Annotated in this window: 7 protein-coding genes; all 7 read left to right on the forward strand. The window is 74.9% G+C overall.

The window, feature by feature from the left end:
* Positions 1–33 precede the first annotated feature (33 nt).
* The 7 genes from HCC30_RS13200 (at position 34) to HCC30_RS13230 (ending at position 13,885) form a co-directional block, all read left to right on the forward strand.
* Entirely contained in the window at positions 34–3,120 is a 3,087-nt protein-coding gene (locus tag HCC30_RS13200; protein ID WP_169442878.1) for a putative baseplate assembly protein, read from the forward strand.
* Entirely contained in the window at positions 3,117–6,953 is a 3,837-nt protein-coding gene (locus HCC30_RS13205; RefSeq protein WP_169442683.1) for a putative baseplate assembly protein, read from the forward strand. Before HCC30_RS13200 ends, HCC30_RS13205 begins: the two co-directional genes overlap by 4 nt.
* Positions 6,950–9,145, forward strand: coding sequence for a hypothetical protein (locus HCC30_RS13210; protein WP_169442684.1), 2,196 nt, complete (start codon positions 6,950–6,952; stop codon positions 9,143–9,145). Before HCC30_RS13205 ends, HCC30_RS13210 begins: the two co-directional genes overlap by 4 nt.
* A gap of 85 nt (positions 9,146–9,230) precedes the next feature.
* Positions 9,231–10,760, forward strand: a complete 1,530-nt coding sequence (locus HCC30_RS13215) for a DUF6519 domain-containing protein (protein WP_169442685.1) — start codon at positions 9,231–9,233, stop codon at positions 10,758–10,760.
* 93 nt (positions 10,761–10,853) lie between these two features.
* A complete protein-coding gene (locus HCC30_RS13220; protein WP_169442686.1) occupies positions 10,854–11,759 on the forward strand; it encodes a peptidoglycan-binding protein in 906 nt (301 codons plus the stop codon).
* Positions 11,760–11,861: 102 nt separating this feature from the next.
* Entirely contained in the window at positions 11,862–13,223 is a 1,362-nt protein-coding gene (locus HCC30_RS13225) for a hypothetical protein (protein ID WP_169442687.1), read from the forward strand.
* Positions 13,220–13,885, forward strand: coding sequence for a hypothetical protein (locus HCC30_RS13230; protein WP_169442688.1), 666 nt, complete (start codon positions 13,220–13,222; stop codon positions 13,883–13,885). The genes HCC30_RS13225 and HCC30_RS13230 overlap by 4 nt, the downstream gene beginning before the upstream one ends.
* Positions 13,886–13,890 lie beyond the last annotated feature (5 nt).

Here is a 13,890-nt window from a genome sequence, read left to right on the forward strand (position 1 = left end):
GTACGGGCGGCCGCGCTCGGCGGCGTCGACGGGGTGGAGGTCGGCGACGACGGCCGCACGCTCACCGTGACGTTCCTCGGCAAGGCCCCGCACGGCATCGGCCCCGGCAACGTCCGCATCGACGGCGGCCGCCGGATCACCGGGCTGACCGCCGAGCGGGTGCGGGTCGAGCGGGAGGAGGACGCGGAGCTGGACGACCGGCTGCTGGTGACCCTCGACCGCACCGGCGACACCTCCCGCTACCGGCTCTCCCTCGTCGCCGAGGGGCCCGGCGGACGCCCGGGCACCGACCCGTACCCCGGCTTCGACCAGCGGTACTTCCAGGCCGGGTTCACCTTCGGCACGGACTGCCCCTCGCCCTTCGACTGCGCGGACGAGGAGCCCTGCGACGGGCACGCGGCGGCCGCGCCCGGCGGCGCCCCCGCGCCCGTCATCGACTACACGGCCCGCGACTTCGACACCCTGCGCCAGGCCGTGCTGGACCGGCTCGCGCTGACCGCGCCGGACTGGCGCGAGCGGCACGCCGCCGACCTGGGCACCACCCTCGTCGAACTGCTCGCGCACACCGCCGACCGGATCAGCTACCAGCAGGACGCCGTCGCCACCGAGGCGTACCTGGACACCGCCCGCCGCCGGGTCTCCGTCCGCCGGCACGTGCGGCTGATCGACTACCCGATGCACGACGGCTGCAACGCGCGCACCTTCGTCACCCTGGAGGTCGCCGCACCGCTCGAACTGCGGCCCGGCAGCTACCGGTTCGCCGCCGTCGACTTCCGCACCCCCGGCCTGCACGAGCCGCCCGCGCCCGGCACCGTCCTCGACGAGGAGGAGCTGACGGCGCTGGACGAGCGCGGCGCGGCCGAGATCTTCGAACCGCTGGACGACCGCCCGCTGCGCCTCCGCCCGGCGCACAACGCGATCCGCCTGTGGACCTGGGGCGACGAGCGCTGCGTCCTGCCCCGCGGCGCCACCTCGGCGACCCTGCGCGACGAGTGGGCCGACGAGACCCGCACCTCCCGCCTGCTCCGGCTGCGCCCCGGCGACCTGCTCGTCCTGGAGGAAGTACGCGGCCCGCGCACCGGCACCCCGGGCGACGCGGACCCGGCGCACCGGCAGGCCGTCCGGCTCACCTCCGTCACGGAGGGCGTCGACGAACTGGAGGGCCGGCCCGTGCTGGAGGTGACCTGGGCGGAGGAGGACGCGCTCGGTTTCCCGCTGGTGCTGTCCACCGTCGCGGGCCCGGACTGCGCCCCGGTGGCGGACGTGAGCCTCGCGCGGGGCAACACCGTCCTCGCCGACCACGGCCGCACCCTCACCCGGTGCGGCGCCGCGCCGGAGACGGCCGTGCTGCCCACCGAACCGGCCGTGCTGCCGTCCTGCGAGCCCGCGCCGGGCTGCGCGGACCGTCACGGCGGGAACGCCCCCGCCCGCCTGGTCAACTCCCTGCTGCGGAAGGCGGATCACGGCCTCCAGCTCACCCCGGTGTCCGTGCGCGAGCTGCACACCACGCTCGGCGCCGAGCACACCACCCGCGCCGGGATCGGCCTGGAGAACGCCGGGCTGCGCGGCGAGCGGGTGTACCCGGCGACGGTGCACGGGCAGGCGGCGGCGCTGCGCACGCTGCTCGCCCAGTCCGTCTACCCGGGCATCGTCCCCACGCCCCGCCCCGTCCTCGCCAACCCGGGCGTGGTGCAGGCCGTGCCGTACCCCGAGCCCCGGCACATCGCCGCCGGGCAGGCCGCCGAGCTCGCGGCGCTCCCGGCACGGGTCGCCGCCAGGCTGACCCAGCTGTGGCGTTCGGCGCGGGACCACGACGGGCTCGGGGACGCGGAGATCGCCGAGCTGACCGTCCTGTTCGGGCTGCGGACGCTGGAGCGCGTCGCCCTGCGCGAGCAGCCCGTCCCGGCCCTGCGCGAACTCCTGCACCGCGGCGACCAGTTGCTCACCGACAAGCTGCGCCGCCTGGAGATCCTCACCGCCCGCGCCCGCGCGGGCACCGTGCTCGACGGCCGCATCGCCTGGGAGATCGCGCACACCTGGGGCGAGCCCTACGCGGCGAACCTGCACCCCGAGGACCCGGTGCTGCACGGCCCGGCCTCGGCCGTCGCCGCGCAGGACCCGCGCGCCGCGCTGCCCGCCGTCGTCGCCGACGACGGCACCCACCGCTGGCACCCCCGCCGCGACCTGCTGGACAGCGGCCCCCACGACCGGCACCTCACCGGCGAACTGGAGGACGACGGCCGGCTCGCGCTGCGCTTCGGCGACGGCCGCTACGGCGCCGCGCCCGAGCCCGGCGCCACCCTCGCACTGCACTACCGCACCGGCGGCGGCACCGCGGGCAACGTCGGCGCCGAGGCCATCGGCCACCTGGTGCTGTGCCGGGACCCCGAGGAGGTGGACGCGGCCGAGCTCCCGCCCGTCGCCGGGGTCCGCAACCCGCTCCCGGCCGTCGGCGGCACCGAGCCCGAACCCGTCGACCAGGTACGCCAGTTGGCGCCCCTCGACCTCAAGCGGGAGCGGCTGCGCGCCGTCACCGCCGAGGACTACGCGCACCTCGCCTCGCGCGTCCCCGGCGTGCAGCGCGCGGCGGCCGAGATCCGGTGGACCGGCAGCCTCGCCGAGGCGCACGTCGCGATCGACGCGCGCGGCAGCGGCGAGCCCTCGCGGGCGCTGCTGGAGACCGTCGAACAGGAGCTGGAGGGCCGCCGCCGGATCGGGCACGACCTCGTCGTCCGCGCGGCCAGGCCGGTGCCCCTGGACATCGCCCTGACGGTCTGCGCGGCGCCGGGACACCAGCACGGGCAGATCCTCGCCGAACTGCACCGGGTGCTCGGCCCGCGGGCGCTGCCCGGCGGGCGCGGGCCCGGCTTCTTTCACCCGGACGCGCTGACCTTCGGCGAACCGGTGCGGCTGTCCCGGCTGGTGGCCGCGGCCGCCGCGGTGCAGGGGGTGGAGAGCCTCCGGGTGACCAGACTGCGCAGGCAGTTCCACGAGGACCGAGGAGAACTGGAGGACGGAGTGCTGCGGCTGGGACCGCTGGAGATCGCGCAGTGCGACAACGACCCCGCGCTGCCCGAGAACGGCAGGCTGGAGATCACGCTCGCCGGAGGTGACCGATGAACCCGGCACCCCTCGGCCACCCCGCCGACGACGGCACCCTCGCGGGCTCCTGCGGCTGCGGCTGCACCGGGCACGACGAGACCCGCGCCCCCGAGGCCCCGCACAACCCGCCGGGCCGCACGGCGCTCGCGCTGCGCACCGGCACCCACGCCACGTTCCTGGCGGCCATGCTCGACCGGCTCGCCTCGCCCGCGTACCCGGCGCTGCGCGGCCTGACGGCCCGCACCACCGACGACCCGGCGATCGCGTTGCTCGACGCCTGGGCCGTCCTCGGCGACATGCTCACCTTCCACTCGGAACGGATCGCCGACGAGGGCTACGTGAGGACGGCCGACGAGCACCGCTCGCTCGCGCTGCTGGCCCGGCTCGTCGGCCACCGCCCCCGCCCCGGCGTCGCGGCGAGCACCCATCTCGCGTACACCGTCGACCGCGATCCCCGCGCCGGCGAGGACGCCGAGGTGCTGATCCCGCGCGGTTCCCGCAGCCACAGCGTGCCCACCGGCTCCGAGGACGAGGCGCAGACCTACGAGACGGACGAGGACCTGCGCGCCCGCGCCGCCTGGAACCGGCTGGCGGTACGGCGCCGCCGCCCGGCGCTGATCGTCCCCGGCGACCTGGAGAAGCGCTCGGAGATCTACGTCGCGGGCACCGCGAACCCGCCCAGGAAGGGCGACAAGCTGCTGTTCGTCTTCGGCGGCGGCAAGCACCGGCTGCTCCCGGTCGCCGGGACCCGCATCGACCGCGAGGACGAACTGACCGCGCTGCGCCTCCCGCGCACCGCCCCGCCCACCCTGAACGAACTGGTGGAACTGCTCCGCGCCTGGATCACCGTCCCCGAACCCCCGGAGCCGGGGGCCGAGGACGAGAAGGCCGAGGAGCGCCCCGCGCCCAACCCGCGCCCCGCGAGCAGGCTGATCGAGGACTTCGACGAGCAGGTCCTGGCCCCGCTCCGCGAGGACCTGGGCTCGCTCACCACCCCGGGCGGCTTCGTCCGCCGGCTCGGCCCGCCCCGTGAACGCCTCGCCGAGGCCCAGGCCCTGGCCGCGCCGTACGAGAAGCCCGCGGCGTGGTTCGGGCAGCTCGGCGCCATGTTCGGCGAACTGGCCGAGCGCGCCGCCGAGCTGGGCTCCGTCGAGATGCCCGCGCCGCCCGCGCCCGCGGCCGCCGAGGGCACCCCGGCCCTGCGCGCCCTCGACAGCGTGCTGCCCGCCTTCCGGCCGTCGGCCTCCCGCGCCCCCCGCCCGCTGAGCACCACCGGCGCGGGCCCCGAGGCCGGTGCCGGGCTCGCCGCCGAGCTGCTGACCGCGCTCGAACCGGGCGCCGGCCAGGAGCTGTACCGGGCCTGGCGGCGTGCCGAACCGGCGGCGGCGCTCGCGCCCTCGGTGCCGGACGCGCTGCGCGAGCTGCTGTCCATGCGGGTCACGGCCGCGCCGTTCGGCGCCACAGCCCCGCTCAAGCCGGTGCAGGACGAGGGCGGCCGGGTCGTGTCGCAGACCGACTGGCCGCTCACCGGCGCCGAACTCACCAGCATCCGCGTGGTGTTCGACCCGGCGGGCAAGGTGCCCGAGCGTGCCGAGTTCGGCTACGCGCGCTTCGACATCTCGCGCCAGCGCACCGAGTCGCTGCCCGCCGACACCACGTTCACCCTCGGCCCGGGACGCGTCGAGGTGCAGACCCGCACCGGCCAGGACCACACCCTGAACTGGCTGAACCGGCGCCCGGAGAACTCGCAGGAGCCCGGCGTCACCGTCCGCCTGCTGCCCGGCCTGCCCGAGCGCACGGTCTTCGTCTCCCGGCCCGACGACGAGGGCGCCGTCCAGGTCGCCGTGCACAACGGCGAGACCGCCGACTGGCAGCTCAAGCCCGGCGAGGCGCGCCGGCAGCGGCAGGGCGGCCTGGAGATCACCGCGCGCTACACCTCGCGCAGCGAACCGGCCGCGATCGAGATCGGCCTCGCCTCCGTCCCGGACGCCGAGAACCGCAGGGTGCTGCGGCTCGACGGCGTGCACGAGGAGATCGAGGTCGGCAGCCGCGTCGCCGTCGAACGCCCCCGCAAGGGCGCGAAGGGCGGGGTGCCCGGAGACCCGGCGCTGGCGTTCGTCACCAGCCGCGTCACCGCCGTCCGCACCGCGAGCTACGCGGACTACGGCATCACCGGACGCGGCACCGAACTCACCCTCGCCGACCCCTGGCTCGACGAGCACGACGTGCTGCTCTCGCACATCAGGGACACCACGGTGCATGCCGCCGGGACCGGACTGCGGCTCGCCGACGAGCCGTTGGAGGACGACGTCCACGGCAACGAGATCGCGCTGGACACCCTCTACGAGGGCCTGCGCCCCGGGCGCACCGTCGCGGTCAGCGGCGAGCGCACCGACGTCCCGCACACCACCGGGGTGCCCGGCACCGAACTCGCCGTCATCGCCCGCGCCGAGCAGTACCTCGACCCGGCCCGGCCCGGCGACCGCGTGCACACGGTGCTCACCCTCACCGGCGACCTGAACCACCGCTACCGGCGCGACACCGTCCGCATCCAGGGCAACGTCGTCCCCGCCACCCACGGCGAGAGCCGCGAGGAGGCCATCGGCAGCGGCGACGCGGGCCGCCGCCACCAGACGTTCACGCTCTGGCAGGAGCCGCTGACCTGGCTGCCCGACGCGGGCCCGCTCGGCGCCAGGCCCACCCTGGAACTGAGGGTCGACGGGCTGCTCTGGCACCCCGTCGACAGCCTCGCGGGCCGCGGCCCGGCCGAGCGCGTCTACGTCATCGGCAGCGACGGCGAGGGCCGCACCACCGTCACCTTCGGCGACGGCGTGCACGGGGCGCGGCTGCCCTCCGGCCACGAGAACGTCCGGGCCCGCTACCGCTTCGGCACCGGCGCCGGGGCGAACGTCCCCGCCCGGCGCATCACCCAGCCCGTCACCCGGCCGCTCGGTGTCACCGGCGTCACCAACCCGGTGCCCGCGAGCGGCGGCGCCGACCCGGACGGCCCCGCGCACGCCGCGCAGGCCCGCCGTCCCGGACGGCTCCCGGCCGGACGGCGCCGCATCCCGCTCGCCGTCTCCGCGCTCGACCGGCTCGTCTCCGTGCAGGACTACGAGGACTTCGCCCGCTCCCGCGCCGGCATCGGCCGGGCCGTGGCCCGCGAGGTCACCGACGGCAGGCGGCGGCTGCTGCACCTGACCGTCGCCGGGGACGACGACGTGCCCCTGGAGCCGGACTCCCGCACCCTGCGCGCCCTCCGCTCCGCGCTCGCCACCTACGGCGACGCGCGGCTGCCGGTCCGGGTGGACGTGCGCGAGCCCGTGCTCCTCGTCGTCGCCGCGAAGGTCAAGGTCGCCCGCGACCACGCCTGGCGGCACGTCGAGCCCCGGCTGCGCGAAGCGCTCACGGCCGAACTCGGCTTCCAGGGAAGGGAACTGGCCGTTCCGGCGCAGCCCTCCGACGCGCTGGCCGTCGCGCACACGGTGCCCGGCGTCGACTGGATGGACCTCGACGTCTTCACCGGAATCCCGGCGGGCGCCACCCCGCAGCAGATCGTGGAGCGGCTGACCGAACCCGGGCCGCCGCGCACCGTCCCGGCCCGGCAGGCCGGCTTCGACGAGGAGTTCCACCGGGTCGCGGCGCCCGAGGGGGAGACCCTGAGCCACGTCGCGGCCGTGCACGGCATCTCCCTGGCCGAACTGCTGCGCCTCAACCCGGACATCACCGACACCCGGCGGCTGCCGCGCGGCCGCTCGGTGTGCGTCTTCCGCGGGATCAGGCCCGCACAGCTCGCCCTGCTGTCCCCGAACGCGGCGGACACGCTCGTCCTGACGGAGGTTGACCGATGACCAGGCAGCCGGACCATCTCGCCGATCTGCTGCCGCAGTGGCACCGCCTGCGGGACGCCGAGCAGGGCGAGCCGCTGCGCGCCCTGCTGGCCGTCGTCGCGGAACAGTCCGACCGGATCCGCACCCAGGTCGAACAGGGCTACGCGGACTGGTTCGTGGAGACCGCCGACGAGTGGGCGCTGCCGTACATCGGCGACCTCGTCGGCCACCGCCCGCTGCCCGGCTACGAGGGCGTCCTCGACCGCGCGGCCCGGGGCGGCGGTCCCGACGCCTCCGGGCGCCGGCTCGCCGAGGCGCTCTCCCCGCGCCGGGACGTGGCCGCCACCGTCGCCAACCGGCGCCGCAAGGGCACCCTGCCGCTGCTGGAGGAGCTCGCCGAGGGCGTCGCCGGCTGGCCGGCCCGCGCCGTCGAACTGTCCCGGCACCTCGCCCACCACCAGCCGGTACGGCTCTACGGCGCGGCCACCGAGCAGGCCGACGCGCGCCGCGCCGCCCGCGGCAGGCTCGCCGACGTCCGCGAGAGCGGCGAACTCGACCTGGCGGGCGGCCCGTTCGGCTCCGTCGCCCGCACCGTCGACGTGCGCCGCGCGGGCTCCCGGCACCGGCAGGGCGGGCACACCCCGGCGGGCGTCGGCCTGTACGTGTGGCGGCTGCGCCCGTACTCCGTCACCCGCGCCCCCGCCTACTGCGTGGACCGGGCCCGCAATCTGTACACCTTCTCCATCCTGGGCAACGACACCCCGCTGGTGACCCGGCCCGAACCCGAGCCGCACGCCGCGCACATCGCCGCGCTGGACAACCTGCCCGACCGCATCGGCCGCCGCCGTCTCGCCGACCGGCTCGCCGACTACTACGGCCCGGGCAAGAGCTTCACCGTCTGGCGGGACAGCGCTCTCGAACAGCAGGGGCAGCACGGCGACACCGAGGCAGAGCCGGTGCCGATCGGGAACATCGTCGTCGCCGACCTCTCCGACTGGCGCTACCGTCCCAAGCGCGGCCAGATCGCCGTCGACCCGGAGCTCGGCCGGATGGCCTTCGGCTCCCGCTCGGCGCCCCGGCACGGTGTCTGGGTCACCTACCACTACGCGTTCGCCGACGAACTGGGCGGCGGCGAGTACGTCCGCGCCCGCGAGGAGATCCCGGACGCGACGGTCTACCGCGTCGGCCCCGGCGAACCCTTCGAGCGGATCATGGACGCCTACACCCGGTGGCGCGAGGACCGCGCGGCCGGACGCTGCCCCGGCGAGGGCGTCATCGAGCTGGCGCACAGCGGCACCTGGCAGGAGCAGCTCGACTTCGACCTGGAGGCCGGCGACCGGCTCCAGCTGCGCTCCGCCGAGGGCACCCGCCCCGTCGTCCGGCTGCTCGACTGGTACAGCAACCGGCCCGACGCGCTCAACATCCGTGCCCCCGAGGGCGGTTGCCCGCCCGGCGAGGAACCGCGGATCGTGCTGGACGGGCTGCTCGTCACGGGCCGCGGGGTGCACGTGAGCGGGCCCGTCGGGTCCGTCGTCGTCCGCCACTCCACGCTGGTGCCCGGCTGGACCCTGGAGGAGGAGTGCGACCCGCACTCGCCGCAGGAGGCCAGCCTGGTGCTGGAGTCCACCACGGCCTGCGTCGAGATCGACCGCAGCATCCTCGGCACCATCGAGGTCATCGGCGACGAGGTCGGCACCGACCCGCTGCCGCTGCACCTGCGCGACAGCATCCTCGACGCGACGGCCCACCACCGCGAGGCCCTCTCGGCCCCCGACTGCCGGCACGCGCACGCCGTGCTGCACGCGCACCGCAGCACCGTCATCGGCGAGGTGCACACGCACGCCGTCCGGATCGCGGAGAACAGCATCTTCACCGGCCGGGTCTTCGTGGCCCGCCGCCAACTGGGCTGCGTGCGCTTCAGCTTCGTGCCCGAGGGCTCGCGCACCCCCCGCCGGTACCGCTGCGTCCCCGACCGCGAACGCCCGGACACCCGGCTGCTGCGCCCGCTCTTCAGCAGCGAACGCTACGGAACACCCGCCTACGGACAGCTCGCCGACGGCTGCCCCGAGGCGATCCGGCGCGGCGCCGAGGACGGCGGCGAACAGGGCGCCTTCCACGACCTGTTCCAGCCGCAGCGCACCGACAGCCTCCGGGCCAGGATCGCCGAGTACACCCCGGCGGGAACGGATGCCGGAATCCTCTTCGTCACCTGAACCACGCACCGACACCGTTCCGTCCGCCGACTTCCGCCACGCACCGCCCGCAGAGCACAGGGCACATCCGAGGGGGATCCCTTCCATGCACGCAGACCTGTCCCGCAGCACGTTCCGGCCGCAGCGCCGCTACTCCGGCGTCCTCGCCCAGCAGGGCCGCGTCCAGCTGGACGCCGACGCCAACGAGCAGGCCGCCATCCAGCTGCACCACACCCGCACCACCACCGCCGACCTGATCGGGCAGCACGGCGGGCCGAGCGGAGCCGCCGGCTTCCGTATCCAGTTCCTCGGCAGCAGCGGCGAACTCGACGACCTCGCCATCGGCCCGGGCCGCTACTACGTCGACGGCATCCTCTGCGAGGCCGACCGCCCCGCACCCGGCGTCCCCGTCCCCGAGGAGGGCGCCGGCGAGGAGCCCGAGGACAAGGACGGGCCCCCCGAGCACTGGACCTACTGGGACCAGCCCGACGCCCACCTCGACCCCGAGCGCCCCGGCGACCGCCTCCCCTCCGGCTTCCCCTACCTCGCGTACCTGAAGGTCTGGGAGCGTGCCGTCACCGCCGCCGAGGACCCGGCGATCCGGGAGACCGCGCTCGGCGCCGCCGCCACCGACACCGCCGCGCGCCGCAAGGTCGTCTGGCAGGTCCGCACCCTCGCCGGTGACGAACTCGGCCTGGACGACGACCGTCCCGGCAAGGACGCCGTCCGCGAGGCGTTCACCAAGTGGACCCGCGAGCAGGCCGCCTCCGACGCGAAACTCGCCGCCCGGAGCGAACGCCCCGACGGCGCCGACGACGACCCCTGCCTCGTCCGCCCCGACGCCCGCTACCGCGGCCCCGAGAACCAGCTGTACCGGGTGGAGATCCACCGCGGCGGGGACGCGAAGACCGCCAGCTTCAAGTGGTCCCGCGAGAACGGCTCCGTCACCTTCCCCGTCGAGGAGGTCGACGGCACCTGGGCCGTCCTCGGCAGCGTCGGCGGGGACGGCAAGCTCGACCTCGACGTCGGCGACCTCGTCGAGTTCACCGACACCGCCACCGCCGAACGCCTCGACGCCACCCGCCTGTTGCGCGTCGAGGAGGTCGACCTCCCCGGACGCCAGGTGCGGCTGTCCGCCGAGCCCGAGGCGTACCGCCCCGGCAGGAACCCGGTGCTGCGCCGCTGGGACCACCGCGACCCGGGCCACGGCCTGCGCCAGGGCGCGCTCCCCGTCGAGGAGGGCCGCTGGCTGCCGCTGGAGGACGGCGTGGAGGTGTACTTCGCCCAGGCCGAGCGCTACCGTACGGGCGACTACTGGCTGATCCCGGCCCGCACCGCGACCGGCACCGTCGAATGGCCCGCCGACACCGCCCGCCGCCCCCTGCTCCAGGACCCGTACGGCATCGCCGTGCACTGGGCCCCGCTCGCCTGGGTGCAGGGCGAGAAGGCCGAGGCGGACCTGCGGTACAGCTTCACGCCGCTCGCCTCCGCCGTCCCCGTCGCCAGCGAGCAGGAACTCGCGCTGGAGGAGGAGGCGGCCGAGCAGGAACGGTACGACCAGCGGCGGGCCCAGGCCGACGCCGCGGCCCAGGCCCCGCAGCAGCCGCCCGCCGGAGGGTCCGATGAGCCCAGGTGACGGGCGGCGCAGGGGAGCACGCGCCGCCGCGGTGAGACACGCACAGGTCCGCGGAGCGGCAGCCCGCACCGCGGAGAGAAGGAGGACACGGCCATGGCGAAACCGCTGAGCGCCGACCGGATGGTGAAGGCCCTCAAGGACGAGGGGCTCACGGTGCACGAGCACCGCAACTGGCGCCGCCACCACCGCAACGCCAAGGGCGCCTGGGGCCCGCTGAACGGGGTGATGATCCATCACACCGTCACCTCGGGCACCGAGAGCAGCGTCGAGCTCTGCTACAACGGCCGCTCCGGGCTTCCCGGGCCGCTGTGCCACGGCGTCATCGACAAGCAGGGCGAGGTGTGGCTCGTCGGCAACGGCCGCGCCAACCACGCGGGTCTGGGCGACGGCGACGTCCTCGACGCCGTCGTCGGTGAACGCAACCTGCCGGCCGACAACCAGGCCGACACCGACGGCAACGCCCGCTTCTACGGCTTCGAGTGCATCAACCTCGGCGACGGCGAGGACCCGTGGCCGAAGGCGCAGATGGAGGCCATCGTCCGGGTCTCGGCCGCGATCTGCCGCGCCCACGAGTGGAACGAACGCTCCGTCATCGGGCACAAGGAGTGGCAGCCGGGCAAGACCGACCCGCGCGGCTTCACCATGGACTCGCTGCGCGGGCGCATCAAGGACCGCCTCGGCAAGAAGCCGGGCGACGGCGGCGGCGTCGGCGGGGGAGACGGCGACGGCGGAGGCGGCAAGCCCGCACCGGAGCTGGAGCCGTTCCCCGGCGCCGACTTCTTCCACGACCGCCCCGACAGCCCCGTCATCACCCGCATGGGCAAGCGCCTGGTCTCCGAGGGCTGCTCCCACTACGAGATCGGCCCCGGTCCCCAGTGGACCGAGGCCGACCGCCAGTCCTACGCGGCCTGGCAGCGCAAACTCGGCTACTCGGGCCAGGACGCCGACGGCATCCCGGGCCCGGAGAGCTGGAAGCGGCTGCGGGTGCCGAAGGGGTAGCGAGAGGTTCCCCGCGTTCCTTTCGGGGGGCGCGGGGAACCGCCGGGTCCTACGTCGGGAAGCGCCTGACACCGGCCGGTGGCGGTGGCTACGCTCCGGTGCATGGGGGAGCGCGGGGGCAGGGACGTGGCGCACTCGCTGCGCCGCGTCTGGGCCGGGCGGCGCTCCGGCGGCAGCGGCCACGTCTACGCGCTCACCCCTCAACTCCGGCACGGAATCGCCGCGTTCGGGGCGCTGGTGGCAACGGCCGCCATGCTGTGGCAGGTGTTCGGGCAGACCGGCAACTGGTGGAACAACTGGGCGGCAGGTGTGACTACCGTCGGCCGGGCTGTGCTCGTCTTCGGAACCCCCGTCACCGTCGGCTTCGCCTGCTGGCTGGGGGTCGCGGACGCCAGGGAACGCACCGAATGGCTCGGCGCCACGGCCCCCCGGCGCCCGCTGCCCTGTGTCCTGATGCGCGTGGCGCCCGCCGTGCTCTGGCCACTGGTGGGTTACCTGTTCGTGGTCGTGCTGGTCCTGTTCACTCTTGAGAGCACCGAGTACCGGAGCTCGAACCCGTTCGACGCCCTGGCTTCGGACATAGCGCTGTTCACCCTGGTCGCCTGCCTCGGCTACGCCTTGGGCCGGGCCGTCAGGCTCCGCCTTGCCGCCCCGGTCGCCGGGCTCCTCACCTCAGTGGGTATCTCCTTCCTTATCGTCGGCCTGAACGTCTCCAGCGAGTATCCGCAGCCCTACCGAGGCAGTGGCGTACGAGGACTAAAAACGCTGTACCCCGACTCTCCGCCCGCGTGGCTTCCCTGGCTGGTTTCCGCCTTGTTCCTGGCTCTGGCCGTCGAGGTACTGCTTCTGTGTACCCGCCGTTGGCGCCCGGCCGCGCTGTGCGCCCTGGCGACGGTCTCCGCCCTGATCGGGACGGGTGTCTCCCACAATGGCTCCCAGGGATTCTTCTACCGTGCGGCGCCCGATCCCGTCGTGCTGGACTGCACCCGTTCCACCCCGCACATCTGCCGAGCGGAGGACACCAGCGGGCCTCTTGCCCAAGACCCGGCTGAGGTAAAGAAGTTGGCTGAACGAATCGACGGCATTCCCGGCACGCCTACACACTTCGTTCTCACATATGCGCACAGCCGCAGCGTCAACGACTTCTCCTACGGCTCCATCGATGGGCTCCGCGGTCACAGCTGGTGGACGATCACCATGCAGGCTGAGGAAGCCAACGATACGTACCTCTACGAGCTTGCCTCCTACATCGCTGATGCGCCGAGGACTCCGTGCGCCAAGGGCCTTCTCCGAGCTTGGCTGCTCCCGCCCCGCCACCGGTCCAAGGAGGAATCCGCCTGGGCGGCAGAACTCGACGCCTTCCCCGAGACCCAGCGCAAGGCCTGGCTCGCCGACTACTTCTCCGGCCGAGACTGCGCCCCGCTCCCCGAACGACCCGCCCCGCACGCGAAAGCAGCCCCGTGACCCGCACCGCACTCCGGCAACGCCCGGCCCCGCCCCCGTGGATGCCGACGTCCCAACTGCTGCGGCTGCCCTGGCTGTTGGCGGCCGTCGCGGTCTGCGGGGTCGGCGTCCTGCTGGCCCATCAGCACCATGCAGCCTCGCTGCTGCCCCTGCTGCTGACCGTCGCCCCGGTCCTGCCGCTGCTGTGCGTGGCGGGCAGCTACGCGGGGCGCGGCGACCCCTTCGGCGAGGTGTCCCGTACGACGCCGACCGGCAACCTGCGGCTGCTCCTGGTCCGCACCGGGCAGGTGCTCGCGCTGTGCATGCCGCTGCTCACCGGCGTCGGCGCCCTGCTTCCCCGGAGCGGCACGACGCCCATGGCGGCGGCCTGGCTGCTGCCCTGCCTGGCGCTGACGCTGCTCGCCCTGGTCCTCGGCTCGTACGTCGGCTGCTGGCCCGCCGCCCTGCTCGTCATGACGGGGTGGATGCTCGGCGTCGCCTCGCTGGCGCAGGTGCTCGACGACGCCAAGAAGCCCACGCCCCTCCTGGACCTGCTCCCCGACGTGCTGAACCAACTCCTCGGTGAAGCGGGGCAGTTCTCCTGGGCCGTCGCCGGCGGAATCCTGACCTGGCTGCTGACGCAGCGACGCCATTCCTTCGACCGCCCGGGGAGCCTTCGGTGATCCAC

Origin of the sequence: Streptomyces sp. HNM0574 (assembly GCF_012726235.1) — a bacterium.
Classification (GTDB): Bacteria; Actinomycetota; Actinomycetes; order Streptomycetales; family Streptomycetaceae; genus Streptomyces.

Excerpts from the sequence above, each read along its gene's own strand:
- HCC30_RS13215 (WP_169442685.1), top strand. The coding sequence starts at position 9,231 with ATGCACGCAGACCTGTCCCGCAGCACGTTCCGGCCGCAGCGCCGCTAC.
- HCC30_RS13225 (WP_169442687.1), top strand. The coding sequence starts at position 11,862 with ATGGGGGAGCGCGGGGGCAGGGACGTGGCGCACTCGCTGCGCCGCGTC.
- HCC30_RS13220 (WP_169442686.1), top strand. The coding sequence starts at position 10,854 with ATGGCGAAACCGCTGAGCGCCGACCGGATGGTGAAGGCCCTCAAGGAC.
- HCC30_RS13210 (WP_169442684.1), top strand. The coding sequence starts at position 6,950 with ATGACCAGGCAGCCGGACCATCTCGCCGATCTGCTGCCGCAGTGGCAC.
- HCC30_RS13205 (WP_169442683.1), top strand. The coding sequence starts at position 3,117 with ATGAACCCGGCACCCCTCGGCCACCCCGCCGACGACGGCACCCTCGCG.